Source organism: Candidatus Thermoplasmatota archaeon, assembly GCA_035540375.1.
GTDB lineage: Archaea > Thermoplasmatota > SW-10-69-26 > JACQPN01 > JAJPHT01 > DATLGO01.
Map to the genome: position 1 here is coordinate 37,787 of DATLGO010000008.1, position 23,550 is coordinate 61,336.

Genomic DNA, 23,550 nt, shown 5'->3' on the forward strand with positions numbered 1-23,550 from the left:
GCCAGGCGGTCAACGTGCATAACCTTGCGCGTCGTCCTGCTCGCGCCCGTCGGACGCTCACGCCCATACGGTGATGCGCGACGCTCATGAGGCGCCGCGATATCCCGCGTTCATCGAGGAGTTGCACGCGAGCCCGTCTGCGGCGCGTTGGGTGCGCCATCCGAGCTTGCCGGGCACGTCTCCAGTCACGCGTCGATCAGGACCTCGAATCCGCCGTACGTGAACCGGCCCATGTCGTAGATCGGCTTTCCGCCCATGATCTTGCCCATCCGCGGGTCGGCCATGACCTTGGCGTTCACGCGGTCGCGGTGCGCGCGCGATCGGAAGGTGATCTGCGCGATGACGAGGGTCTCGCTCCTTCCGAGACCCGCGAGCGCGGCATAGGCCCGCATCGGCATCCCGCCCATGTCTGGGGTCAGGTCTTCGCCCACGCATTCGCGGTATCGGAGCGCGCCGTGGTCGCGCCAGACGCGCGCGGCCCGCTTGGCCATTTTCTTGTAGGCGAGGACGTTCTTTTTCGCGATCGGGATGAATGCGATGTCGACGTACTTCGCGGCCATCGCGATCTCGTACGTATCCGCTTCGCATGAAGGCGGCGTCGATCCTCGCGGCGGGATCGACCGATGCCTGCCGGAGCGTGGAGGGTCTCGGATGCGCGACACCTTCAAGCGAGCGTAGCGGGCTTGTCCGCGCGACCTCCATGCCGCGCCTCCTCCTCCTCCTCATCGTGGTTCTCTGCGCTCCGGCCGCCCTCCCGCTGGCGGCCGCCTCGGACAATCTCCAAGTCCACGAGATCCGCGCCGTGCTCCAACCGCCCTTCACCCACTACGAGATCGAGGCCATCTCCCCCGACTTGCAGCCGCTCACCTACCGGTGGACGCTCGCGCAGTCCGGCGCCTGCGACGATTTCGAGCCGTTCGGCTCCACGGCGCGCTGGCGGCACGACCACGAGACGCGCTGCCCGCACGACGCCGCCGCCCATCCGGGGACGATCTCGGTCGTCGTCTCCGACGGACGGACCGAGGTCACGCGAACCTACGCGGGCGGGTCCGCCGCCTTCGACCCGGGGCCTCCCGCGTGGACCCGCGGCGAGGGCCCGGGCCCCTTCATCGGCGGCAACGAGAATGGGGACGACCCGCGCGACGTCCCCCCGCCCGCGATCTTCGGCGAGGCGCTCGAATGCGGCGGAACCGCGAAGGGAGCCTTCGAGCCCGTCCAGGCCGTGTGGCAGGACGAGAATCCGGAGATCTTTCCCGACCTCGCCGGGAAGCAGCTCACGGTGCTCGATGACAGGCGACTCCGCGCGGAACTCGACATGGTGGTCGGGAAGCTCACGCAGCTCTTCGGCGTGCGCGGCTCGCGGGATCGCATCCTGTTCGAGGGAACCGTGACGGGCAGCGTCGCCGCGCCCGCGGTCGTTCGATGGACGCTCCGGGACGGGGCCGGTGCCAACGTGCTCGGGGAGATCGCGGTCGGCGACCTTCCGATCCTGGGCGCCTGCGGTGCGCCGCGCGCGTTCAAGGCCGCGCTCGACACATCAAAGGGTCTCGCGATCCCGCACTTCCTCCCGAAGGCGGCCGGGGGTTACACGATCACGATGGAGCTCGCCCGCAAGGGCGGCGAGCGCATCCCCGGAACGCAGATCGTGGTCGAGGGCGCGGCGACGAAGGTCCGCGAGCCCCTCGTCTACTTCGTCGGCGTCACGATGCGCCCGGAGGCCTCCGCGCAAGGCATCGCTGCGGCCGCGCGACGGATCGCCGACGAGAGCGCCGCGAACATCCCCGATTATTTCCCGCTCCCCCCGGGCGGGTTCCACGTCGTGACGAGACCCGTCGTGCGCGACCTTCGCGCCGTCACCGCGCTCGCCGCGACCGACTGCGCGCACCCCGAAGGGATCGGCGCGTTCGATTGGTGCTTCGTCGAGCGCGTCCGTGCGGGCGTCGAGACGCACTTCGCGGCCGGGTCGTGGCAGCTCGGCACCGGGGCGACCGGCGCGACGCCGGACCGCATCGCGATCGTCGTCACGAAGGCCGAGATGGATTGGCTCTACCCGCCCGTCGGGACCGCGGCCGGCTTTGCCGCGAGCACGAAGGTCTTCTTCGTCGCGGACGACACGGGCCACCGGGTCGTCGCGCACGAGTTCGCGCACACGACCCCCGCCTACGCGTGGCTCCACGAGGCGCCGGCATGCACGGTCGACTACCACAACAAAAGGGTTTCCTACGGACACGGGTTCCAGGTGAGCGCTGGCACGAAGCCCGCCCGCGTCCCGAGACCCGTCCAGGGCGGCGTCATGAGCGGGACGGCGCCGCATTGGATCGAGCAGTGCACCTACTGGCACCTCCTCAAGCAGATTCCCGCGCTCACCGACCCGACGCTCGTCGGGATCCGCGGCTGGATCGCGAAGGACGGCGCGTTCCTGGCGGCCGCGTTCGAGCCCGGATTCACGTTCGAAGGCATCCCGGACCGGGAGCCCGGCGTGGAGGGAACGTACCGCGTCGTGCTGCGCGACGCCGGGGGCGCCGCGATCGCGACGTACGCCTTCGACCACCCGTTCGCCGACACGGTGGGACAGCCGCGTCACCTGATCCCGTTCTCGATGGCGGTCGAGCGCCCCGCGGGCCTCGCGCGGATCGACCTCGAAGGCCCTGCCGGCCCGCTCGCGACACGCAACGTCACGGCCCATGCGCCCGTCCTCGTGGTCACGACGCCCCCACCCGGGGCGGCGGTCGGAAGCGGCCCGCTCCCGGTCGCGTGGACCGCGACGGACGCCGACGGCGACGCGCTGCGCTACGGCGTCGCCATGAGTCCCGACGGCGGCGCCACGTGGCACGACGTCGCCTTCGACCTCGCAACGCCGGCCGTCACGATCGATCCCGCCTTCTTCGCCGGCGCTGAAGCGCCGCGCCTGCGCGTCACCGCGACCGACGGGGTGAACAGCCACACCGTGGAGGTCGCGCTCGCGGAGAGCGGGGTGCCGTCGAAGGGCGACACGCCCTCGACGCCGCCCACGGGCGGGACGATCGGGACGCCGACCCAGGCCACGCCCGGCGCCGCGCTCGCGCTGGTCGCGGGCGCGCTCGGCGTCGCGGCGCTCGCGGCGAGACGGCGAGCCTGAGACCCCCCCGGGCGCGCGTCCGTCACCGCGCGCGCGGAAGCGCGTTCGTGGTGCGCCGTGCCGGCGACGCGTGGACGCGCGGCGGACCGTCCTCGACCGTCCGCGCGGCGCGGGGCGCGTGCATGGCGCGCGCGACGTCCATCGCACGAAGCCACTTGCGGCACACGGCGCAGGCGATCCCGCCGGCCCGGCTGAGGGCGATGAGATTCGTGGCGTTCGCGCCCGCGCAAGCGGGACACACGAACGAGACGGTCACGGGAATGCGCGTCGCGGAAGTCTGCACACCTAGTGCAGCCGCCGCGACGCTCCCACCATAAAAAGGGAGAGGGCCGCGTTGACACGGCCGTCAACCGTAGAGCGTCGAGCGCGCCGCATGGATCGTTTCCATGTGGAGCTTCGCGGCCGCGGGCTTCTCAGGGGCGACGCGCGTCTTGAGCAGGTGCGCGATCGCGTCTTCGGCGACGGCGCCGTCGAAGAAGCCCCATCCCCACTGGAGCCACGGAGCGGCCGGGTTGACGGGGATCTGGTTCGCGGGGTCGATCCAGACGTGCCGGGCCTTCGGGGTGTAGGTCGCGGTGCGGTTCATCGCGTCGCGGAGGTCGCCCGCCTTGATCCCCAGGCGGGGATCCACGTAGCCGTCCGCGGTCAGGCCGCCGTCGTAGCCGCTCGCGCGGCGGACCTCGAGGATGACCTTGCTCAGTGCGCCGGCAATCGTCGGCGTCGCGAAGCTCGTGCCTCCCCAGGACCCCGGAGCGTGGACGTTCGCGACAGAATCGCGGGCGGCCCATGGAGGCATCATGTAGCTCTCGACGTCCACCACGTTCGCGGAGAGGACGTGATGCGTCGGGGGCGAAGGGAAGCCGCCGCCGGCTGCGATGACGTGGGAGGCGCCCGTCTGGCAATCGGTCGGCACGGCGCGCGCGTCGTTGCCGGCCGCCTTGACGAAGACGGGGGCGTGGCGCTGCGCGCGGCACGGGAGCGTTTCCCGGGCCGCCGCCGGATACGGCATGGGCGTGCCCGAACCCCAGCTGTGGCTCACGACGTCGACGGGAATGCCCGAGGCCGCGAAGACCGTCGGGTCGTAGCCCTCGTTGAAGGCGACGAGGACGTCGGGATTTTCCCAGACGGCGATGCTCACCGTGCCAGTGCCGTGGCCGGCCCACCAGCCGTCGCCCTCGTCGAGGAGGCACACGTCGCCGAAGAGCGAGCCGAACGCGGAGGACGACTCGTACACGCGGTCACACCGGACCGCGACGAACACCGTTTGCGGAATCCAGTAGATGGTCTCCCGCGCAATCGACTTCCAGACGGCCTCGTCGGCCGCGACGGCCTCCTTCCAGTTGTCGCCGCCGACCGTGAGGTTGAGCGCGGGGATGTCGCACGAAAAGTCGCGGATGTACGTGCACGGGTGCGCCGTGAGGTGCGGGCGGTAGAAGGCGCGGTGGTAGGGGTTCACGCCCGTGTCGGTGAGCGCGAGGATGACGTGCGGCCCGAAGCCCGCGGGCGCCGTCGCGTTCGGGGGGCCTTCGGGACGGGGGAGAGGCCCGAAGTCCACCTCGAGGCGATAGCCGACGGAGGCCATGACGCGCAGCGTGTAGTCGCCCGGCGCGTCGAGGCCCCAGCGGAGGGACAGGTTGGTCGACGGGGCTCCGCGCGCGATGAACGCGTCGGTCACGATCCGATCGCCCTCCAAAAGATGGAGGGTCATGCGCGCGCCCGGCTCGCTCCACCTGAGCCGCGCGTCGACGACGCCGGGGCCCTCGAGCTTGATCGGATAGTCGAAGCAGGCGCGCGTCGAGTACGACACACACGCGACCGTGAGCCCACCCGCGAGATCGGTCACGGCCTTCGCGTCGCGGATGGGGGTCGGGAACACGGGCGCGACGCCCGCCGCGTCGACCGCGCCCGCTTCGAGCGGCAGGTCGGGGGCGCCGAGGCAGCCGGCGAGGGCGAGGGCGGCGACGACGAAACAGGGACCCGGGCGGGCGTGCACGGGGACGAGGAGACCCGGGATGCCATCAATCTTTTCGCGCCGGAGGGTCCATGGCCCCGGAGGCGGATGGGGCCGCGTGCCCGCCTACGTCGTCGCGCTCATCGAGGCCGTCACGGATCCGGAAGCCTACCGGGCCTACGTCGCCCGGGTGGAGCCCACGCTCGCGCCGTTCGGCGGGCGGTTCCTCGCGCGCGTCCCCGGCCCCGCGCTCCTCGAAGGCGGCCCCGCGCCCGCGCGCGCCGTGATCCTGGAGTTCCCGAGCGACGCGCAGGCCCGCGCGTGGCACGCGTCGCCCGGCTACAAGCCCGTGATGGACCTCCGTCAGCGCGCCTCGAAAGGCACGCTCCTCCTGCTTCCGGGCTACGTTCCGTCCGCGTGACGCGTGTAACGTTCTTGCGTCAGTAGGACTCCCAGCAGGCAAGCGGCGGGGAGCCCTCGACCTCGAACCAGAAGAACCGGCCCATGTCCGGCACCTCCGTGACCGGGAGCACGATGCGCGCGCCCGCCCGCCGGCAGGCGTCCTGCACGCCTTCGATGTCCTTCACGTTGATGTACGGCGTCACCCCGACCGGCTGCTCCTCCCTCGTCCTCACGACGCCGCCGCCCGTCCCGCCCGGCGTGCGGAACATGTGGTAATCGCCCTGCGTCGTCTCGAACGTCCAGTCGAACTGCTCGGCGAGGAAGGCCTTGAGCAGCTCCGGATTCTTGGTCGCGATCTCGATGTGCTGCACCGCGTGCGGGATCTCCTGCGGCTCGCGCTGCGTCTCGCGTTGTTCGGCCATGCCTCGCGCGTTCGCGCGCGGGAACCAAGATCGTTCTGGCGTTTCCCGCGGCAGGCGCGTTCACGAGCCCCAGCCGGGGAGCCTCGCCGCCTGCCGGACCCAGTCCGCGAGCTGACCCTCGTCGAGGTCCGCGAGCGTCGCGTAGTTCACGCTGCGGCCTTGCTTGCCGCCGCCTTCCGGGGGAACCGGTTCCATCACGGCGCCCTGGAAGAAGCGCACCGCGCGGTGCTTCGTGAACGACGCGAAGGCCGCGAACCAGCCGCGGCCTTCGACGCCGTAAAACGGCATGCTCCACTTCACGGCCCGCTTCACGCCGGGGATTTCCCGCGCGATGATCGCGTCGACGGCCTCCGCGATGGCGCGGTGCTCCGGCGAGAGCGCGGCGATGTACGCGGCGACCGGCGCGTCGCCTTCCGCCTTCCCCGCGGTGCCCGCGCGGCCGAACGGGGGCTTCGCGGCCTTCGGCGTCGCGGTGGGCCGCTTGACCTTGGTCGCTGCGCGCTTCGCGGCCAGCTTCTTCGTTGCGCGCTTCACGGGCGCCTTCCGCTTCGCGACGGGCATGATGGGGCATCACGGGCGCGGCCCATCAAGATGACGTCATGCGAAGCCGTCGCGCCACGACCGCTTCGCGCGCCACCCGACCGCGCCCTCGGCCTTGCCGCTTGCGGCGGCCTGCTCGCGCGCGAGCCACGCGGCAAGACCGCGGCCCACGGCGAGGGCCGCGACCCATTCGGGGATGCGCCGCGGCGGCGGCGCGCCGATCGCGCGCGCAAGCGCCGGCATCCACGCGTCCGCGCGCGCGGCCTCGCCGGCGACGTTGTAGGCGCCGGGCGCGCCCGCCTCGACGAATCGCGCCGTCGCTTCCGCGGCGTCTTCGACGTGCACGAACGGGCTCAACGCGGCGCCAGACCCGACGATCGGGAGCATCCGGCGGCGGAGCGCGGTGGCGAAGCCGCCGTCGGGCGCGACGGCCGTACCGGGCCCGAACAGGACGCCATACCGGAGCGCGACCCCCTCGAGGCGGTCCGAGGCCAGGAGCGCGCGCTCGGCCTCGGCCATCGTCCGCACCGCCGCGCCGACCGGATCCGGGAGGTCCGTCCACCAGCGCGCCTCCTCGCTTTTCGGCGCGTCGGTCCCGTCGGGCGCGTACCAGAAGGCGCTGCTTTGCGCAACGAGGCGGCGGACGCCGACGCGCCGGCTCGCCTCGAGGACGTTCGCGTAGCCGACGCGGCGGATGCGGTCGTTCGCCGCGTAGGCGTCCCGGATGCCGCGGCGACCGTCCGCAGAGGCGAGGCCCGAGAGGCTCGTGAGCTCGTTCACCACGACCTCCGGTCGGGCGGCCTCGAAGGCCCGGACCACCGAGTCGCGGTCGAGCGCGTCCGCCGCGACGACGCTCGCTCCGGCCTTCCGGAGCGCCTCGCCCTTCGCGGGGTCGCGCGCAAGGAGGCTCACGTCGTGGCCGCGTTCCAGGAGGATCGGGACGAGTCGCCGACCGATCGCGCCGGTTGCGCCCGCGACAAGGACATTCATGTGAACGAAGCGTCGGAGGCGCTCCTGACCTTTCGGTCATTACAATGCCCGATCCGTCGGATTCATGCGTTCCGGCAACGTGCCGCGACCATGCCTCGCCCGGGCGGATGGGGAGGACACGGCCGCGATGCTTTCGGACGCCGATCGCACCCGCCGCGGGTCGCGACGCGCCTCCTCGCGGCCCTCGCCCTCGCCGTCGTCCTCGCGCCCGCCGCGCGCGCCCACCCCGATTTCGCGCTGGCGGACGGGCCCGTGACGCTCGCGCCGGGCGAGAAGGCGGCATGGACGTTCGAGAACCACTATCATCGCGTCCTCGGCCTCGTCAAGGCGCCCGCGGGCGCCTCGCTCACGGTGCGTGTGGAAGGCGCCGAGGGACCCGAGGCCGGGCCGGGCCACGACCTCCGCGTCGACGCCCTCCTCGCCTGCTGCAAGGGCACCTTCTCGGCCCCGCGCACGGTCGTCGTCGAGAACGTCGGCGCATCCGCCGTCACGGCCCAGGTCCGCCTCGCGGCGGTCCACGACGGCTTCGCGGTCACGAACGACGACGCGGAGCCCGGCGCGCTCGCATCCACGGCCGGATTCGGTCTCCTCGCCGCGTTCCTCGCGGGGCGCGCGCGGCGTCGCGACGTGCCCGGGGCACACCCGCGGACCGCGGTCACGGGGCTCGTCGCGCTCTGGACGGTATCCGCGCTCCTCGCGCTCGCGGGGATGCACCTCTACGGCGTCGGCCCGCTCGTCGGGACCCTTGCCGCGACGGCCCACCTCCCGGCCACGGGCCACGCGATCATGACGACGCACGCGATCATCCTCCTCGTCCTTGCGGCAGCGTGGATCGCGTGCGCCGCGCTCTGGGGGCGGCTCCGCGGCCGCGCCGCGGTCGCCTACGGTTTCGCGATCGGCCTCGGGGCCTTCGTCGCTTGCGTCGCGTGGGCTCTCGAGTACGGGGCGATCCTCGCGCCCGCGGTGACCTTCGCGGCCTCGGGCGTGTACCCGCTCGTCGCGGCCGTCCGTGAGGCTCGCGGCCCGAGCGGGTGAATGCCGTCACCGGTGGAGCCGCGCCAGGTCCTCGACGAGGGCGGCGGCTTTCGTCTCCGAGATGCCGCGGGCCGCCAGGAGCGCGCGCGCCTTCTCGGCATCCGGCGCCGAGAAGCGCGGCGCGTAGCCGACGTCCACGGGATGTTCGAGGAAAATGCTTCGCACCTCCGCAGCCTCGGGCATCGACGCGCCGAGCGCGCGGAGCGCGGCCTCGAGCGAGCCATGTTTCTTCACGAGCTTCACGGCCTTCACGGGCCCGATGCCTTGGAGGCCCTCGTTGTAGTCGGTGCCGATGAGGATGGCCGCGTCGACGAGCTGTTCCCTCGTGAGGGCCGCGGCAGCAAGCGAACCGGCGAGGTCGAGGATCTCCGGCGCGCGCGTCTTCGATCCCGAGAGGTTGCGGAGCGCGCGCGGCGCGCCGAAAAGCGCGATGTCCCAATCCTGCGTGACGGCAGCCCAGGCCTTCCCGTCCGCAACGAGGCGTGCGCACTGCGCGTCCGATTCGCCGGGCGCGACCATCGCCGGGATGCCGAGCGCGGCGAGCAACGCGCGGCACTCCGCGAGGTCGTCCGCCGTGACCTCGATTGCGGCCTGCGCATCGCCTGCGACCCGCGCGGCCTCGATGCGCTCGGCGCGCGCGACGAGCGTCGCCTCCTTGAGGCCGGGCTGCGCGCCGTCGAAGATCCAGACGCTCCGCGCGCCCCATTGCGCGTAGAGCCGCAGCCGCGCGACGAGGCCTTGAAGGTGCGCGTTCGACCGCCCGTCGGGACCGGTCGTCCAGTTGCCGGTCGCGGCGAGGGCGGTCGCGAAGCTCCAGACGAGGTTGTCAGCGTCGACGGCGACCGTGCGGCCCGCAAGCGTCGCGGGGTTGAACGGCTGCGGAGCGAGGATCTTGCGGAGCGCGGAGAGGCCCACGCGGGGCGCACGCGGTGCCGCGGGATGGAGCTTGCGTTCCGTCAGAAGCGGTTGAGGTCGCCCGCGAGGCACTCGAGAGACGTGTCCACGGCGATCGTGACGACGATCTCTTCCACGCGCGCCCGCATGGAGCACGAGCCGCGGTGGACCTTGCCGTCGGTCGTCCTCATGACCTCGACCTCGGCGCCGGGCGCACCTTGAGGTCGAGCTTCCTGCGCGACCGCCTCGTTCGTGACATGGGTGAGCGGGTGGCCCTGCGCCAAGCAGACCCATGCGGGCGAGGCGCCGGTGCTTTCCCCCGTGCGTTCCACGACCGGGTGGCCGGGCGCAATCCAACCGTCTCGACGGCGCCCTCCACGCACGCAAGCGCCAAGCGGTCCTTCACGCTGCCCGTCGGGTTCGCGCCCTCGACCTTCTAGAGGATCCGCGCGCCGCCTTCGGGGCGACCCTTCGCGTGCTCGACGATGGGCGTGCTGCCGATGGACGCCGCGGGCCACGGGGCGCGCAAGGCGCGCGGCGCGGGATCAGCGATCCGCCGGCCTCGCGCGGGTCAAGCGCCGACCATCTTGAGAAGCTCGTACACGAGGATACCGGGCCAGACGATGGCTTTCAGGAAACCCACGAGCCCGTCCCAGAGATTTTCCGCCGTTTGGATGTAATACACGACCGCGCCGATGAACCCCAGGCCGTAGATGGCTCCGCCGCCCGCGCCGCTCGATCCCATGCGTGCCGGGACGCCCCGGCGAGGTTTCAACCGCGCGCCTTGCCGCCTGGGTGAAGGCTTTTGTCCCGGACACCCTTCGCGGCTCGTGGACGGCCTCGACATCCGCATTCTCCGGGCGATGGGCCCCGTGCCCTACGTCGCCCGCGAAATCGGGGTCGACGCCGTGCGCCCGGCACACCTCGCGCGCATCCTCGGCGTCACCGCCGAGACGGTGCGCGACCGCATCGCGCGGATGGAATCGTCGGGCGTCATCGCGGGCTACGACGTCATCCCGAACCTCCGGCACTTCGGCCTCGAGGCGACCGCCTACCTCGTGCGGCCGCCGGACGAATCGCACCGTGAACTCATCCGGGCCGCGGTCGGCCACGTCGAGGGCCTCCTCGAGGTGACGTACTTCCTCGGACCCGAGTTTTGCGTGGACCTATCGTACCAATCGGCAGCGCAGCGCGATCGCCGGATGCGCGCCATCGCCGAAGCGGCGGGCGACCCCCGACCGGTTCCCTTCATGGGCTGGATGATGCCGCCCGTTGCGCGCAAGCTCACCGCGCTCGACTGGCGGATCATCCGCGCGTTGCGCGGCCGCGCGAAGCGCTCGCTCGTCGATGTCTCCGAAGAGCTCGGCGTCGGATATCGGACGGCGAAACGGCACCACGACCGCATGGTCGAGGAGGGGTCCCTTTTCGTGAAGCCGAAGCTCGACCCCGGCGCGGAGCCCGGTCTCGTGCCGTTCGCCCTCCTCGTCTTCTTCACGCCCGAGGCGGACAGCGAGACGGCCGCGCGCGTACGCCGCGAACTGGACGACCACTTCCTTTTCGCGCAGGTTCCCCTCTCCCCGCAGTACGGCCACCTGTCCGCGATGGTCTTCGCGAACGCGGTGCGCCACGTCGAGGACCTGCGCCAGCGCTGCGACCGCGTGCCCGGCGTGGACCGCGTGCAGGCGCTCGTCCTGTCCGAGATCGAGGCCCGGACCGACTGGGTCGATGACCTGATCGAGACCATGATCAAGGACACGACCCCCGCGTTTTGACATCCAGGCCGCTTCCGGCGTCAAGGTCAAGGATCGTCGCTTCCAGCGAGAAAGAAGCCCTCCCGCGTCCTTCCGGTCCTGGGCCCCCCGCGGGCCCAGGATGAATCGTTGACGCAACCCGCAACCCCGACGAAGACGGTCGCCGCGATGGTCCAGGCCGCGAAGGCCGCGATCGAGAACCTCGATCCCGAACAGGTCGCGAAGGAGATGGAGCGCGGCGCCGTCGTGGTCGACCTCCGCGAGCCCGCCGAGCGCAGGCAGAACGGCGCGATCCCGGGCGCGATCCACGCCACGCGCGGCATGCTCGAGTTCCACGCCGACCCCGCCGCGCCGTACCACATCCCGGCGCTGCAGCCGAACAAGCGCACGGTCCTCTACTGCGCCGCGGGTGGTCGCTCAGCCCTCGGCGTGCGCGCGCTCAAGGACCTCGGCTACACGAACGTCGCGCACCTCGACGGCGGCTTCAAGGCGTGGGCGGGCGCGGGGAAGCCGGTCGAAGAGGTCAAGGAGCCGTGAGGTCCGACCCCGGCGTCTTCCCCCTGCGAGCGGGGAAGGCGTCGCGGATCACGCCTTGCCCGCGCGCTTCGTGTGGAGCATCGTTTCGAGCTTGTTGAAGCACGACCCGAAGCCGCCCTTCGCCATCTCGATCGGGAAGTCGCCGGGGAGATCGGTCTCGAAGTGGACCTTCGTCTTCGAGGGCCCGACCGCTTCGAAGCGGCCCTTCATGCGCTGGGGCTCGCCCTCGAACACGTCGCCGCGGCCCTCGTTCGCCGAGAACGTGACGATCTCGTGGGGCTTCCGCACGACCTCGTACTCGCCGACCTCCTCGGGGTAGCGCTTGCCCGTCGCGTCGATCATCGTGAATCGGAGCCGACCGCCCACGCGGACGTCCATCTCGTGGATCTCCGCGTCGATGCCGGGAAACGGCGTGATCCATCGCTTGAACAGCTCCGGGTCCGTCCACGCGGCCCACATCTCGTCGAGGGTGCAGTCGAACACGCGCTCCATCTTCAGGACTTGCTTCTTCGTCGTCATGTCGGTCACTTCCGCTTGCGCTCGAGGACGTCCGCGAGGCGGTCGAACCGGCCCTCCCAGAGGAGTCGGTACCGGACGAGCCACGAGAACGCCTCGCTGAGCGGCGCCGCCTGGAGCGCGCATCGGCGCACGCGGCCGTCGGGCGTCTGCTCGAGCAGGCCCGCCTCCTCGAGCACCCGGAGGTGCTTGGAGATGGCGGGGAGGCTCACGTCGTGCGGCTCGGCGAGGTCCCCCACCGCGCACTCCCCTTCCGCGAGACGCTCGATGATGGAGCGCCGGATGGGGTGGGCGAGGGCGGCGAAGATCGCATCGAGATCCGCGGGACGCTTAACCACAAGGTTCAGTATGCGCTGGGCCACCATTAACCTATCGGTTAATCGAGGCGAAGGACGCCCCCGGACCGGCAAAGGCTTAGGGTTCCGAACCGATGGCCTCGCGATGCCCGGGAAGGACCGCGCGACGGAGACGCTCGACCCCGAGGATTGGGAGGTCTTCTCCCGAGCGGCGCACGCGCTGCTCGACGAGCTCATCGCCTACCAGCGCGACGTGCGCGAGCGGCCCGTCTGGCGTCCCGTCCCCGCGGACGTGGCGAAGGACCTCGCCCGGCCGCTTCCGGCGACGGGCGCGCCCGTCGAGGAGGTCCTCGACGACGTTCGTCGCTTGATCCTGCCTTACCCGCTCGGAAACCCCCACCCCCGGTTCTGGGGATGGGTCATGGGCAACGGAACCCCGGATGCCGTGCTCGCCGACGCGATCGTCGCGACGATGAACCCCAACATGGGCGGCGCGGACCACGTCGCGCACCGCGTCGAGCAGGTCGCGCTGCGGTGGCTCCGCGAGATGCTCGGCTGGCCCGCGGACGCGAGCGGCCTCTTCGTGAGCGGCGGGTCCCTCGCGAACCTCACCGGCATGGCGGTCGCGCGCCACGCGAAGGCTGGATGGGATGTCCGCGCGGAGGGGCTCGCCGGACACGCTCCGCTTGCGGCGTACGTCTCCGAGGAGGCGCACAGCTCCAACGAGCGCGCGCTCGAGATCCTGGGGATCGGCGCGCGCCACGTCCGCAGGATCCCCGCGGACGAGACCTTCGCCATGGATATGGGCGCGCTCCGGGCCGCGATCCGCGAGGACCGCGCGCGGGGGCTCTCGCCTTTCCTCGTCGTCGGTACGGCGGGCACGACGAACACGGGCGCGATCGACCCGCTGGACGCGATCGCGGACGTCGCGCGCGACGAGGCCCTCTGGTTCCACGTGGACGGCGCCTTCGGCGCGCTCGCGTGGCTCGATCCCGAATTCAGGCCCCGCCTCGCGGGGCTCTCGCGCGCGGACTACCTCGCCTTCGATCTCCACAAGTGGGGATGGCTTCCGTTCGACTGCGGCGTCATCTTCGTGAAGGACGCGGCGAGCCACCTCGCGTCGTTCACCGTTCATCCTCCCTACCTTCATCACGAGCCGCGCGGCGCCGCGGCGCAACACGGCGACGTTCCGTGGTGCGGCGACCTCGGCATCGAGCTTTCGCGGAGCTTCCGCGGCCTCAAGGCGTACGTGGCCTTGCGCACGCACGGAACGGAGAAGTGGGGGCGCATCGTCGCGCGCAACGTGGCGCAGGCGCGGCGCCTCGCGGCGCGCGTGGACGCGACGCCCGGCCTCGAACTCCTCGCGCCCGCGACGCTCAACATCGTCTGTTTCCGGGTCCGCCCGGCCGGCCTCAGCGAGAAAGCCCTGGATGCGCTCAACGAGGAGATCGTCCTGCGCATCCAGGAGTCGGGCTTCGCCGTGCCCACCGGGACCCGTGTGCGGGGACGCTACGCCATCCGGTGCAGCTTCACGAACCACCGCACGACCGACGAGGACGTGGATGCCTTCGTGGAGACCGTGAAGCGGACGGCGCAGGCGATCCCCGTGCCGTGACTCAAGTCAGCGCGCGACGGGAGCCCGCGTGACCCGGCTCAGCGATTCGAGGACCGCGTGGGTCGAGACCTGCACGTCGCTCAGGTTCGGATCCTTGCGGAGGCCCTCGATGATGTCTCCACGCGCGAAGCGGTCGGCGCTCGCGGGATTCTCGAAGAGATAGACGCTCTGGAACTCGCGGATGGACTCCTCGAAAGCCCAGATCTTCCACCGCATGCCCGGAAGCTCCGCGATCGCAGGGGCATCCGGCATGAAGGATTCCTCAAGTTCGCGCCGCGAGAAGGTCACCCGGAAACGCACCGTGACGATCGTGGGATTGTGGGCCGTCATGATCCCCAGAGACCCTCGCGGAGGCATGGCCTTGACGCAAGCCGGGTTTGCGCCCTTGGACAAGGTCAGCGTCCGAGACGCTCGGCCATCGCGCGGTCGAGCCAGTCGCTCTCCACCCGCGCGCCGGTGTAAAGGAGGGTCTCGACCTCAGCGACCCCGGGAACCTTGAGGGCCCGGTCACGCATCTCCTCCACTTCGCCGGGGGTCCGGGCATAGAGGCTCATGTCGTAGTGCCCGAGCGAGGCGGACCAGGGGACCCAGGCCGCGATCGTCCGGTCGTCGAAGAGGTCGAGGAGCGCGGCCGCGGTCGCGCGCCCGCCCTCGGGCGTGAAATGGAACAGGAAGGCGAAGGGGATGGGATAGGGTGATCGCTCGAGGGCGACGTTGGCCGTGACGTCGAAGGCGCGCTCCGCCGTCATGCGGGCCACGCGACGCTTCACAGTCCGCACGCTCACGCCCGCCTCGCGGGCGACGCCCTCGAGAGGTCGGCGCGCGTCATGCCGCAGCGCCGCGAGGATGCGCCAATCGAGGGTCGTCAGGGGCTCCCGGACCGGTGGCATCTCGCGGGCCCAGAGCGTGGCCGGACGCCCGCCGCCGACGGCCTCCGTCACGCGGGCGAGGGTCCGGGCGCGGTCCTCCGGATTCCTCGATTGGATCGCGACGCAGAGGTCCGGACCGAGGAAGGAGAACACCGCCACGATGCCGTCGGCGAGCGGCAGCGAACCGTACGCCGAAGCCTTCCGCGCGGGGTCGGGAACCTTCCAATGATGGATCTCCCACGTGAGTCCGAGGTGGCGAAGGTTCGGCCACACCTGATAGCCCTGGAGGACGCCCAGCTCCGAGAGGCGCGCGAGCCGCGCCTCGACCGTCTGTCGCGTCGTTCCCACACGCTCGGCGAGCCGCGCGGGCTTGATGGCGTCGAGCGAGCGCGCCCCGTAGGCGAAGGGGGTCGTCCCCATCGCGCGCAAGAGACGCATGTCGAGCGCGTCCACGGGCGGGGGAGGCTTGTACGGCCGCATCAACGTGCCGTCGCGCGCGCAGCCCCCCGCGCGCGTCGACGGATGCTTCTTGGAAAGGGCCCCCTCCGCTCCCGCGTGTTCCGCGGCCGTGGTCGACCCTGGCGCCGACGCTTCTCCCGTGGAATCAATCGATTAAGCCACCTTCGACGAAAGGCATCGGGGAGGCCGAACGGGGCCGCGCGCTCCCGGTCGGGGCAATCCATTCCGCGGCATCGGCGCTCGAGGTTCAGTCGCCACACGACCGCCGAGGGCCCTGTCGAGCTCCGGTACGACAGCGCCAAATCCAACGACGCGGCCCCCGTCGCCTTCACGGTTGACCCGCCCAAGCGGACGCGGCACGCGTTCCTCGTCCTGCGCGGCACCTTCCGGATGACCGGCCCCGCCGGGGAATGGAACCGCGGCCGGCTCGGGGCTCCTCTTCAGCACGCTCCCGCGCGACACGTTCAACGACGTCGTCGCGTGAGGCCGAGCGCATCACCGCGCCGCCACCGCCCGAGATACCGCTCCCCGGCGTCGCCGCCGAAAGGGACCGCGGGGCCACCCGTCGGAATGGCGTCTGCCACCCGAGTTGCAATGAGAGGAGGGTTCAATAGCGGATTATCCCTTCGAGTGGTCATGAGACGCCGCCTCGCCCTTGCCGCCTTTGCTCGCCACCATCGCCCTCGTCGCTCCGACGGTGACACCGGGGGCCGGCGCGGCGCCTACGGTCACCGGATCCATCCATCTCGTTACGGTCCAGCGACTCGTGGACAACCTTCTCGCGGTTCAGCAGGTCCGTGATTCCTTCAAGGACGGCGAGACTCTGATCGTCCGCTTCACCGACATCACATCCCCAACACTCCATCGATTCGAATTCTTCGGAACGCTCAGGGACGGGGGCGCGAGGATGGAGACCATCGGCCGATACCGGGATAACGCGGCCACTCACATCATCACGATCAACGAGGCGGCCGCAATCTCGCTCGCCAACGCGTTCGACCCCAGCAATACGGGGATGCTCATCCTCACCGGCGGGCACGCGAGCCTGACGAGCCAGGATCTTGCGACCCAGGCCGGGTTCAACGCGATCCTGAAGACCCCGGCAAAGTCCGGCCTCAGCGTCTACATGCCGACGGTCGGCCGCAACATCACGTACGCAGGCTGCAGCGGCACGCTTGCGGCGAGCCAGACCGAAGGTTACCTCGTCGTGCCCTTGTGCGGCGCCGACTACGTCGTCAACGCGCTCGGCGGCGTCAATGGACGAATCCCCAACAAGAAGCTCGACGATTACATCTGCCGCGTGACTCGTTCGGAGTTTTGCGATTCGGTGCTCGTCACCGTGGCCGCACTCAAGGCCGTGAAGGACGCTTGCAAGGCGGGAATCGGGCCCAAACCCGGCCCCCGTGCGGAGGGCATGGCGTGGATGAAGCGGTACAACGACTGCCTGCGTAGTTCCAATGAGGTGGCTTCGTGAAGCGCGGCCTCCTCATCGCGGGCGGCATCGTCGTCGGAATCCTTCTCGTGGTGGGGCTCGGCGCCGCCTGGCTCCTCGCGCCCGCCGAAGTGAAGGCCTTCCACGAGCCCGGCCCCTCCTTCGAGGCGCGCCACCGCGGAGGCCTCGTGGAAGCGGGGCTGGAACTCGTGGGCGTGACCGATGTCCTCTACGCCGAAAGCGACGGGCTGGCCTACGTGGGTTACAATGTTCCCGCGAACGCGACCGCGACCGTCGACGAAATGCAGACGGCCGCCCTCGTCGCCCTCGCGAGCGCGAACCCGGACGCGAAGACCGGCATCGCGGTGCTCCACGAGTCCGACGTCGCGAAGCTCGAGTGGAAGGCCGACCTCGACGCGCTGCGCGCGGCCGTCGAGGACGCAACGAAACTCGAAGCGTGGCTCGCGAGCATCGAGAAGAAGACGATCTGAACGCCGGTTCCGGGCGCGGTCCCAGCACCGCGTCCCGGAACGCGCCTGCAACGCCCGGTATGGTCGGTCGGCGCAATCCCTTTCCGTGCGACCCGCGCTCGGCCCTCGTGGACCGCCCCTTCCTCGCCGGCGTGCGCGCGATGCTGCCGGTCACGTTCGCGATGCTCCCGTTCGCGATCCTCCTCGGCGTCACGGCCGCGAACCTCGGGTGGCCGTGGTGGCGGGTCCTGCTCCAGTCCGTCTTCATCGTCGCGGGCGCGGCGCAGCTCGCGATGGTGCGCCTCCTCGACGAGGGCGCGCCCGCGATCGTCGTCATCGCGACCGCCGCGCTCATCAACCTCCGCTTCGCGATGTACGGCGCCGCCCTGCGCCCGTGGTTCGCCGGCGCGCCGCGGCGCCTGCGCGCGCTTGTGGCCTACGTCCTCACGGACCAGGCCTTCGCCGTCGGCACGCGCGACATGCCCGCGCTCGAGGCGAAGGACCGCTGGCCGTTCTACCTCGGAAGCGCCCTCACGCTTCCCGTCATGTGGTTCACGGTCACGACCGCGAGCGCCATCGTCGGCGCGCGCCTCCCCGCCGCGTGGCCGCTCGAATTCGCGGTCCCCCTCACGTTCCTCGCGCTGCTTGCGCCCGCGCTCAGGACGCGCGGCGCCTGGATCGCCGCGGGCGCCGCGGGCGCGATTGCGACCGCGGCGGCCGTCCTCCCGTACAACGTGAACCTCCTCCTCGGCGCCCTCGCGGGCATCGGGCTCGGCGCCGCCTTCGAGGTGAAGCGGTGAACGAGGCCGACTTCTGGATCGTGCTCGTCGGCGCGGCCGTCGCGACGTACGCCGCGCGCGCCGTCTTCCTCGTGCCCGACGCGACGAAGCCGCCCGCGCGCTTCGAGCCCGCGCTCCGGCTCGTCGGCCCCGCCGTGCTCGCGGCCCTCGCGATCCCCGCGATCCTCCGGGCGCCCGGGACCGGGTCCTTGGACCTCGCGCGCGTCGTCTCAGGGGCGATCGCTTTCGGCGTCGCCTGGCGGACCAAGAGCGTCGCGTGGACGATCGTGGCGGGCTTCGCGGCGCTCGTCGCGGCGAGCGCCGCTTGGCCTTGACGCGGTCCAGCTTCCGCCCGAAGCCCTGCGGGCTTCGGGCTCGACTCGACATGGACGAGGCCTTTGATCGCGCTGTCGCGCGATCAAAGGTTGCTCACCGTGCCTGCGGGCACGGTGGCCATCTAGTGCCGCCTCCAGGCGTCACAAGATGATGTCGATGTCCAGCTTCTCCGCGAGTTCCTTGTACCGGTTGCGGATCGTGACCTCGGTCACGCCCGCCACGTCGGCGACCTCGCGCTGCGTGCGGCGCTCGCCGCAGAGGATCGACGAGATGTAGAGCGCGGCCGCCGCGACGCCCGTGGGGCCGCGACCGGACGTGAGCTCCTTGTCCGCCGCCTGCTTGAGAATCTCGACCGCCTTGGCCTGGATCTCGCCCGAGAGCTTGAGCTCCGAGCAGAAGCGGGGGATGTAGTCGATCGGGCTCGTCGGCATGAGCTTCAGCTTGAGCTCGCGCGCGATGAAGCGGTACGTGCGGCCGATCTCCTTGCGGGAGACGCGGCTCGCGTCGGCGATCTCGTCGAGCGTGCGGGGCACGTTGCACTGGCGGCACGCCGCGTAGAGCGAGGCCGCGGCGACGCCCTCGATGGAGCGGCCGCGGATGAGGTTCTTCTGGACCGCGCGGCGGTAGACCATGGCCGCGGTCTCACGCACGTTCCTCGGGAGACCCATGCGGCTCGCCATGCGGTCGAGCTCGCTCAGGGCGAAGGCGAGGTTGCGCTCGGTCGCGTTCGAGACGCGGATGCGGCGCTGCCACTTGCGGAGACGGTAGAGCTGGGCGCGGGACTTCGTCGGGATGTTCTTGCCGTACGAGTCCTTGTTGCGCCACCCGATCTCGGTCGAGAGACCCTTGTCGTGGATCGTGTAGGTCATCGGGGCACCGACACGGGCGCGCTTCTCGCGCTGCTCGTGGTCGAAGGCGCGCCACTCCGGGCCCTGGTCGATGAAGTGCTCGTCCAGCACGAGGCCGCAGCTCGAGCACACGAGCTCGCCGCGCTCGTAGTCGCGGGCGAGGTGCTTCGAGCCGCACTCGGGGCACTGGCTGATCTCCTCGACCTGCTCTTCGGGGTTCTTCGCCTTGGTGTCAGCCACGATGTCATCTCCTTGAACGGGAATCAGCGGCGGCCGCGCGGCGGGGGGCCGCGGGGGCCGGACCGCTCCGAGGGGAAGAGCGCCTTCCCGACGAGGCGGTGGAACTTCGCGCCCTTCGCGGGCGCGACGACCAGGTACGGGGCCTTGACGGGGCCGATGACGTCCGCGACGCGCCCCACGGGCTCGCGGCGCTGGTCCACGAGGAACGTGCCGACCGGCACGAGGGCGGGCGCCTTCACGATGAGGGAGCCGCGCGCCGTCACGTGGAGGACTTCGCCGGCGGATGTCGTGGCCATGGTCCGACCTGATCGACCGGGTCACGCCCGGCCTCAGCCTACCAAAGCATGAGCAACGATATAGGGTTTGCCCCTGCGTTTATATACTTCCGCGCCTCGCGGAGCATAAACAATGGCGTTCGCCATCACCTCGAAAGGGAAAAAAGGGTTCCGTTCCGCTCGCGACGGCATCGCCTTGAACGTGAGGGTCGCGCGAGGATGAACCCTTCGGCGGGGGCGCGGGCCCGGCAGGAATGCAGGCGGCGGCACGGCGACGGACGGCCCGGAGCGGAGGCTGGCGCGCAGCCCCGCCCGCCCGTCCTGCAGCCGAGAAGCGAAGCGCGGCCCGACACGGGCGGCGCGGCGCGGGGCGCGGGGCCCCGGGGACGCCCTACGTGCCTTCCTGCCAGCCTTCGAGGTACTTCGTCTGCGCCTCGGTGAGGCGGTCGATGCGGACGCCCATCGCCTCGAGCTTGAGCGCGGCGACGCGCCGGTCGATGGCCTCGGGCACGACGTACACCTGGGGCTTGAGGTCCTTCCCGTGCTCGACGAGCCAGCGCGTCGCAAGCGCCTGGTTCGCGAAGCTCATGTCCATGACCTCCGGCGGGTGGCCCTCGGCTGCGGCGAGGTTCACGAGGCGACCCTGGCCGAGCACGTACACGTTGCGGCCGTCCTTGAGGTGGTAGCGCTCGACGTTCGGGCGCACCTCGACGACGTCCTTCGCCATCGCCTTGAGCGCCTTGAGGTTGATCTCGTTGTCGAAGTGCCCCGAGTTCGCGAGGATGGCGCCGTCCTTCACGTTCGCAAGCTCGCCCTCGCCGAGGACCCACTTGCCGCCCGTGACCGTGACGACGATGTCCGCGTGCTTCACGGCGTCCTTCATGGGCGCGACCGCGAAGCCGTCCATCGACGCTTCGAGCGCGCGAACCGGGTCCACCTCGGTGACCGTGACGTGCGCGCCCATGCCGCGGGCGCGCATCGCGAGGCCCTTGCCGACCCAGCCGTAGCCCGCAACGACGAAGGCCTTGCCGGCGAGGAGGATGCTCGTCGCGCGGAGGATGCCGTCGAGCGTGGACTGGCCCGTGCCGTAGCGGTTGTCGAAGAAGTGCTTCGTCATCGCGTCGTTCACGGCGACGATGGGGTACGTGAGCGCGCCTTCCTTCGCCATCGCGCGGAAGCGGTGCACGCCCGTCGTCGTCTCCTCCGTGCCGGCCTTCGTCGCGCCGAGGAGGTCCTTGCGCGTCGTGTGGAGGCGCGTCACGAGGTCGCCGCCGTCGTCCATCGTGTAGTGGGGCTTGTGCTCGAGCGCCCAGTCGACGCACTGGTAGTATTCCTTCTCGTTCACGCCGCGCCACGCGTACACGTGGATGCCGCTCTCCGCGAGCGCCGCCGCGACGTCGTCCTGCGTCGAGAGGGGGTTCGAGCCGCAAAGGGCGACCTTCGCGCCGCCCGCGGCGAGCGTCTCCATGAGCACCGCCGTCTCCTTCGTGACGTGCAGGCACGCGGCGAGCGTGAGACCCTTGAGGGGCTTCTCCTTCTCGAACTCGCGGCGGATGAGCGCGAGCACCGGCATGTGCGCGGCCGCCCAGTCGATGCGGGCGCGGCCCTCCTTCGCGAGCGCGGGGTCCTTGATCTTGTGGGGCGGCGGGGCCATGGGGATCGACCCCGGGACGCCCCTCCCCCCGTATCTAGCTAACTCCCGGAACGCCGCGGGAACCGGCGGTCGCCGCCCGACCCGGGCGCGCCCTTCGCGTCCCGGACGCTCTCATGGGTCGGCCGGACCGGGTCGCTCAGCGGAGGCGGGCGGAGCCGGCCACCCATCAGGCCTTCGTCTCGTGCATCTCGGGCGGGAGCAGGTTGGGGATCCCGCCCGCGATGGGGTAATGGAAGTCGCACCGCGCGCAGTAGAGGTCGCCTTCGAGGATCTCCTCGGCGTTCTCCTCCTTCGCGGTGAGCGCGAGGTCCGTCTTGTGGACCGGGCAGCAGAGGATGTCCATGAGGTCGCGCTTCATGCGATCGTCAAGCTGGACGGGATTGAAAAGCCTTCGCTCACGAGCCCCTGGCGTGCCGCGGACCGGACGCGGCGCGCCCGCGCGCGACGTCCCGGCCGCTTCGAACGAGGCCCCACCCGGCGATCGCGAGGATCGCGCCGAAAGCCAGGAAGGCGAGGTCCCAGACGAGCGCGCCGCCGGGGCCGGACGGATGGACGTGGTGGATCCCGAGGAGATGATGGTTCACGAGCCCTTCGACGAGGTTGAAGAGACCCCACCCCGCAAGGAGGCTGCCGGTCAGCACGCGGCCGCTCGGGGGCACGTCGCCGCGGCGCCAGGCGCGATGGAGCATGAAAAGCCCGATCGCGACCAGGATCCACGTCGCCGCGTGGAAGACCCCGTCGAGCAGGGTATTCACGGACAGGTTCTGCGCGATCGCCGGATCGGGATGGCTCGACGCCATGTGGTGCCATTGGAGGATCTGGTGGAGGAGGATGCCGTCGACGAACCCGCCGAGGCCGAATCCGAGGACGAGGCCCGCCGCGACGAGCGGCCGGGTCGCGGGCGGCGCCGGCCGGGGCGCGGGGCGCGCCGGTTCCATGCGGCGTCGTCCGTGCGCCCCCCGTTTGAGCCTCGTCGCGCGATCATCTGTGGCGTCGAAACCGTGCGCGATCCTTTTTGCACGCCTCCGATGCTCCCGGATGGATGACGGAGGGCGGGACCGCGCGCCGCAGGTGGACGGTCCGGGTCGTTTCCGGCGTCGCCGGGCTGCTGCTTTTCATCCTCGCGCTCCAGCTCATGCGTCGCGGCGCGGGCGGCCTCGAGCCGTTCGTCCGCGACCTCCTGGGCGTCGACGACGCCGCCTCCGCGCTCGGTTTCGGGTGGGCTGCCGCCTACCTCGTCATGAGCGGTTCGCCCGTCGCCGCGATCTCCCTCACGCTGTTCGTGAGCGGCATCCTCGACGACATCCAGACCTTCGTCATGATCGCGGGATCGCGGCTCGGGGCTTCGCTCATCGTCCTCGTCGTGGGCTTTCTCTACGCCCTGCGCGGCCGCGACCGCGGCGCGAGCCTGCAGATGGGGCTCCTGTCGCTGCTCGTCACGTACACCATCTACGTTCCAGCGATCGTCATCGGCATCCTTCTCCTCGAATCGGGCACGTTCGACGCCGTCCGCCTCGCTCCCCCGGCGGGTCTTGTCGACGCGATCGGACTCGTCTACGATCCGATCGTCGAGCTGCTCGCGCGACGCCTTCCGTTCTGGGCGCTCTTCATCGCGGGCGCCGCGGCCGTCGTCGCCGCGCTCCAGGTCTTCGACCGCGCGCTTCCCGACTTCGAGAAGCGCTCGCCGGTCCGCGGCGTGGGCGTGCAGATCTACCGCCCGGCCGTCATGTTCGCGCTCGGGTTCGTCGTGACGCTCTTCACGCTCTCGGTCTCCGTCTCGCTCGGCATCCTCGTGCCGCTCAGCGCGAAGGGGCTCGTGCGCCGGGAGAACGTCATACCGTACATCATGGGCGCCAACGTGAGCACGTTCATCGACACCCTCTTCGCGGCGCTCCTCCTCGACGCGCCGCGGGCCTTCACCATCGTGCTCGTGGAGATGGTCGCCGTGGCCCTCGTCTCCGTGGCCGTCCTCGTCTTCTCCTACGACCGCTACCAGAAGACGATGCTCGACATCCTCGATCGCATCCTGCGATCGCGCGCGACGCTCGCGGTCTTCCTCGCAGTCATCCTCGTGCTGCCCTTCGTGCTCCTCAGGACGTGAACAAGATGACGAACGAACCG

Annotated in this window: 29 protein-coding genes; 11 read left to right on the plus strand and 18 right to left on the minus strand. The window is 70.9% G+C overall.

The features are described 5' to 3' along the window. Positions 1-185: 185 nt before the first annotated feature. The gene (locus VM889_00870) at positions 186-560 is read right to left on the minus strand and encodes a DUF1428 domain-containing protein (GenBank protein ID HVL47091.1); all 375 of its coding nucleotides are present in this window, start codon (positions 558-560) and stop codon (positions 186-188) included. 140 nt (positions 561-700) lie between these two features. On the opposite strand from VM889_00870, the gene VM889_00875 reads away from it, so the two are divergent. Further along, on the plus strand, positions 701-3,118 hold the full coding sequence (locus tag VM889_00875) for a hypothetical protein (protein ID HVL47092.1): 2,418 nt from the start codon (positions 701-703) through the stop codon (positions 3,116-3,118). Between the two features lie 22 nt (positions 3,119-3,140). Here VM889_00875 and VM889_00880 read toward each other — a convergent pair whose 3' ends face one another. Then, entirely contained in the window at positions 3,141-3,401 is a 261-nt protein-coding gene (locus VM889_00880; protein HVL47093.1) for a hypothetical protein, read from the minus strand. Between the two features lie 63 nt (positions 3,402-3,464). Beyond that, positions 3,465-5,111, minus strand: coding sequence for a S8/S53 family peptidase (locus VM889_00885; GenBank protein ID HVL47094.1), 1,647 nt, complete (start codon positions 5,109-5,111; stop codon positions 3,465-3,467). 76 nt (positions 5,112-5,187) lie between these two features. Here VM889_00885 and VM889_00890 point away from each other — a divergent pair, with 76 nt between their 5' ends. After that, positions 5,188-5,490 carry a DUF1330 domain-containing protein gene (locus VM889_00890; GenBank protein ID HVL47095.1) on the plus strand — a complete coding sequence of 101 codons (303 nt, stop codon included), beginning with the start codon at positions 5,188-5,190 and terminating at the stop codon, positions 5,488-5,490. A 19-nt stretch (positions 5,491-5,509) separates the two neighbouring features. On the opposite strand, the gene VM889_00895 is transcribed toward VM889_00890, so the two are convergent. The 3 genes from VM889_00895 to VM889_00905 are packed head-to-tail and all read right to left on the minus strand — an operon-like array spanning position 5,510 to position 7,423. Continuing rightward, complete coding sequence (locus tag VM889_00895) at positions 5,510-5,893, minus strand: hypothetical protein (GenBank protein ID HVL47096.1); 384 nt, start codon at positions 5,891-5,893, stop codon at positions 5,510-5,512. Positions 5,894-5,953: 60 nt separating this feature from the next. After that, positions 5,954-6,454, minus strand: a complete 501-nt coding sequence (locus VM889_00900) for a DUF1801 domain-containing protein (GenBank protein ID HVL47097.1) — start codon at positions 6,452-6,454, stop codon at positions 5,954-5,956. Between the two features lie 36 nt (positions 6,455-6,490). Then, positions 6,491-7,423 (minus strand): NAD(P)-dependent oxidoreductase, encoded by a 933-nt coding sequence (locus VM889_00905; GenBank protein ID HVL47098.1) that lies wholly within the window; start codon positions 7,421-7,423, stop codon positions 6,491-6,493. 90 nt (positions 7,424-7,513) lie between these two features. Here VM889_00905 and VM889_00910 point away from each other — a divergent pair, with 90 nt between their 5' ends. Beyond that, entirely contained in the window at positions 7,514-8,458 is a 945-nt protein-coding gene (locus tag VM889_00910) for a hypothetical protein (GenBank protein ID HVL47099.1), read from the plus strand. Between the two features lie 6 nt (positions 8,459-8,464). On the opposite strand, the gene VM889_00915 is transcribed toward VM889_00910, so the two are convergent. From VM889_00915 to VM889_00925, 3 genes are all read right to left on the minus strand, one after another. Then, positions 8,465-9,373, minus strand: coding sequence for a hypothetical protein (locus tag VM889_00915; protein ID HVL47100.1), 909 nt, complete (start codon positions 9,371-9,373; stop codon positions 8,465-8,467). A gap of 41 nt (positions 9,374-9,414) precedes the next feature. After that, complete coding sequence (locus tag VM889_00920) at positions 9,415-9,543, minus strand: hypothetical protein (protein ID HVL47101.1); 129 nt, start codon at positions 9,541-9,543, stop codon at positions 9,415-9,417. Between the two features lie 380 nt (positions 9,544-9,923). Next, the gene (locus VM889_00925) at positions 9,924-10,097 is read right to left on the minus strand and encodes a hypothetical protein (protein HVL47102.1); all 174 of its coding nucleotides are present in this window, start codon (positions 10,095-10,097) and stop codon (positions 9,924-9,926) included. A gap of 85 nt (positions 10,098-10,182) precedes the next feature. On the opposite strand from VM889_00925, the gene VM889_00930 reads away from it, so the two are divergent. Then, positions 10,183-11,124, plus strand: coding sequence for an Lrp/AsnC family transcriptional regulator (locus tag VM889_00930; GenBank protein ID HVL47103.1), 942 nt, complete (start codon positions 10,183-10,185; stop codon positions 11,122-11,124). A 147-nt stretch (positions 11,125-11,271) separates the two neighbouring features. Further along, positions 11,272-11,640, plus strand: a complete 369-nt coding sequence (locus VM889_00935; GenBank protein HVL47104.1) for a rhodanese-like domain-containing protein — start codon at positions 11,272-11,274, stop codon at positions 11,638-11,640. A gap of 48 nt (positions 11,641-11,688) precedes the next feature. On the opposite strand, the gene VM889_00940 is transcribed toward VM889_00935, so the two are convergent. Next, positions 11,689-12,159, minus strand: a complete 471-nt coding sequence (locus tag VM889_00940) for an SRPBCC domain-containing protein (protein HVL47105.1) — start codon at positions 12,157-12,159, stop codon at positions 11,689-11,691. Positions 12,160-12,164: 5 nt separating this feature from the next. Further along, complete coding sequence (locus VM889_00945; GenBank protein ID HVL47106.1) at positions 12,165-12,521, minus strand: metalloregulator ArsR/SmtB family transcription factor; 357 nt, start codon at positions 12,519-12,521, stop codon at positions 12,165-12,167. Between the two features lie 76 nt (positions 12,522-12,597). Here VM889_00945 and VM889_00950 point away from each other — a divergent pair, with 76 nt between their 5' ends. Then, positions 12,598-14,067 carry an aminotransferase class V-fold PLP-dependent enzyme gene (locus VM889_00950; GenBank protein HVL47107.1) on the plus strand — a complete coding sequence of 490 codons (1,470 nt, stop codon included), beginning with the start codon at positions 12,598-12,600 and terminating at the stop codon, positions 14,065-14,067. Positions 14,068-14,073: 6 nt separating this feature from the next. On the opposite strand, the gene VM889_00955 is transcribed toward VM889_00950, so the two are convergent. Both VM889_00955 and VM889_00960 read right to left on the minus strand, forming a co-directional pair. After that, complete coding sequence (locus tag VM889_00955) at positions 14,074-14,397, minus strand: YdhR family protein (protein HVL47108.1); 324 nt, start codon at positions 14,395-14,397, stop codon at positions 14,074-14,076. Positions 14,398-14,462: 65 nt separating this feature from the next. Then, positions 14,463-15,389 carry an AsnC family transcriptional regulator gene (locus tag VM889_00960; GenBank protein HVL47109.1) on the minus strand — a complete coding sequence of 309 codons (927 nt, stop codon included), beginning with the start codon at positions 15,387-15,389 and terminating at the stop codon, positions 14,463-14,465. 670 nt (positions 15,390-16,059) lie between these two features. Between VM889_00960 and VM889_00965 the strand changes: the two genes are divergently transcribed. The 4 genes from VM889_00965 (at position 16,060) to VM889_00980 (ending at position 18,411) form a co-directional block, all read left to right on the plus strand. Next, positions 16,060-16,869 carry a hypothetical protein gene (locus tag VM889_00965; protein HVL47110.1) on the plus strand — a complete coding sequence of 270 codons (810 nt, stop codon included), beginning with the start codon at positions 16,060-16,062 and terminating at the stop codon, positions 16,867-16,869. Beyond that, on the plus strand, positions 16,866-17,318 hold the full coding sequence (locus VM889_00970) for a hypothetical protein (protein HVL47111.1): 453 nt from the start codon (positions 16,866-16,868) through the stop codon (positions 17,316-17,318). The genes VM889_00965 and VM889_00970 overlap by 4 nt, the downstream gene beginning before the upstream one ends. Positions 17,319-17,425: 107 nt before the next feature. Beyond that, on the plus strand, positions 17,426-18,097 hold the full coding sequence (locus tag VM889_00975) for an AzlC family ABC transporter permease (protein ID HVL47112.1): 672 nt from the start codon (positions 17,426-17,428) through the stop codon (positions 18,095-18,097). Then, entirely contained in the window at positions 18,094-18,411 is a 318-nt protein-coding gene (locus tag VM889_00980) for an AzlD domain-containing protein (protein HVL47113.1), read from the plus strand. The genes VM889_00975 and VM889_00980 overlap by 4 nt, the downstream gene beginning before the upstream one ends. Positions 18,412-18,552: 141 nt before the next feature. Here the strand turns inward: VM889_00980 and VM889_00985 are convergent, their stop codons facing one another. From VM889_00985 to VM889_01005, 5 genes are all read right to left on the minus strand, one after another. Beyond that, positions 18,553-19,503: a transcription initiation factor IIB gene (locus VM889_00985; GenBank protein HVL47114.1), complete on the minus strand. Its 951-nt coding sequence runs from the start codon at positions 19,501-19,503 to the stop codon at positions 18,553-18,555. Positions 19,504-19,523: 20 nt separating this feature from the next. After that, entirely contained in the window at positions 19,524-19,796 is a 273-nt protein-coding gene (locus VM889_00990) for a Gar1/Naf1 family protein (GenBank protein HVL47115.1), read from the minus strand. Between the two features lie 370 nt (positions 19,797-20,166). Beyond that, positions 20,167-21,429 (minus strand): adenosylhomocysteinase, encoded by a 1,263-nt coding sequence (locus VM889_00995; GenBank protein ID HVL47116.1) that lies wholly within the window; start codon positions 21,427-21,429, stop codon positions 20,167-20,169. 166 nt (positions 21,430-21,595) lie between these two features. Beyond that, complete coding sequence (locus VM889_01000; GenBank protein HVL47117.1) at positions 21,596-21,787, minus strand: methytransferase partner Trm112; 192 nt, start codon at positions 21,785-21,787, stop codon at positions 21,596-21,598. A gap of 37 nt (positions 21,788-21,824) precedes the next feature. Next, entirely contained in the window at positions 21,825-22,367 is a 543-nt protein-coding gene (locus VM889_01005) for a DUF2243 domain-containing protein (GenBank protein HVL47118.1), read from the minus strand. Positions 22,368-22,471: 104 nt separating this feature from the next. On the opposite strand from VM889_01005, the gene VM889_01010 reads away from it, so the two are divergent. Next, entirely contained in the window at positions 22,472-23,530 is a 1,059-nt protein-coding gene (locus VM889_01010; protein HVL47119.1) for a hypothetical protein, read from the plus strand. Positions 23,531-23,550 lie beyond the last annotated feature (20 nt).

What these genes read in the sequence shown, in the direction of transcription:
- VM889_00870 (HVL47091.1), bottom strand. Translation starts at nt 560, where the DNA reads ATGGCCGCGAAGTACGTCGACATCGCATTCATCCCGATCGCGAAAAAG.
- VM889_00875 (HVL47092.1), top strand. Translation starts at nt 701, where the DNA reads ATGCCGCGCCTCCTCCTCCTCCTCATCGTGGTTCTCTGCGCTCCGGCC.
- VM889_00895 (HVL47096.1), bottom strand. Translation starts at nt 5,893, where the DNA reads ATGGCCGAACAACGCGAGACGCAGCGCGAGCCGCAGGAGATCCCGCAC.
- VM889_00900 (HVL47097.1), bottom strand. Translation starts at nt 6,454, where the DNA reads ATGCCCGTCGCGAAGCGGAAGGCGCCCGTGAAGCGCGCAACGAAGAAG.
- VM889_00905 (HVL47098.1), bottom strand. Translation starts at nt 7,423, where the DNA reads ATGAATGTCCTTGTCGCGGGCGCAACCGGCGCGATCGGTCGGCGACTC.
- VM889_00910 (HVL47099.1), top strand. Translation starts at nt 7,514, where the DNA reads ATGCCTCGCCCGGGCGGATGGGGAGGACACGGCCGCGATGCTTTCGGA.
- VM889_00920 (HVL47101.1), bottom strand. Translation starts at nt 9,543, where the DNA reads ATGAGGACGACCGACGGCAAGGTCCACCGCGGCTCGTGCTCCATGCGG.
- VM889_00925 (HVL47102.1), bottom strand. Translation starts at nt 10,097, where the DNA reads ATGGGATCGAGCGGCGCGGGCGGCGGAGCCATCTACGGCCTGGGGTTC.
- VM889_00935 (HVL47104.1), top strand. Translation starts at nt 11,272, where the DNA reads ATGGTCCAGGCCGCGAAGGCCGCGATCGAGAACCTCGATCCCGAACAG.
- VM889_00940 (HVL47105.1), bottom strand. Translation starts at nt 12,159, where the DNA reads ATGACGACGAAGAAGCAAGTCCTGAAGATGGAGCGCGTGTTCGACTGC.
- VM889_00945 (HVL47106.1), bottom strand. Translation starts at nt 12,521, where the DNA reads ATGGTGGCCCAGCGCATACTGAACCTTGTGGTTAAGCGTCCCGCGGAT.
- VM889_00950 (HVL47107.1), top strand. Translation starts at nt 12,598, where the DNA reads ATGCCCGGGAAGGACCGCGCGACGGAGACGCTCGACCCCGAGGATTGG.
- VM889_00955 (HVL47108.1), bottom strand. Translation starts at nt 14,397, where the DNA reads ATGACGGCCCACAATCCCACGATCGTCACGGTGCGTTTCCGGGTGACC.
- VM889_00990 (HVL47115.1), bottom strand. Translation starts at nt 19,796, where the DNA reads ATGGCCACGACATCCGCCGGCGAAGTCCTCCACGTGACGGCGCGCGGC.
- VM889_00995 (HVL47116.1), bottom strand. Translation starts at nt 21,429, where the DNA reads ATGGCCCCGCCGCCCCACAAGATCAAGGACCCCGCGCTCGCGAAGGAG.
- VM889_01000 (HVL47117.1), bottom strand. Translation starts at nt 21,787, where the DNA reads ATGAAGCGCGACCTCATGGACATCCTCTGCTGCCCGGTCCACAAGACG.
- VM889_01005 (HVL47118.1), bottom strand. Translation starts at nt 22,367, where the DNA reads ATGGAACCGGCGCGCCCCGCGCCCCGGCCGGCGCCGCCCGCGACCCGG.
- VM889_01010 (HVL47119.1), top strand. Translation starts at nt 22,472, where the DNA reads ATGACGGAGGGCGGGACCGCGCGCCGCAGGTGGACGGTCCGGGTCGTT.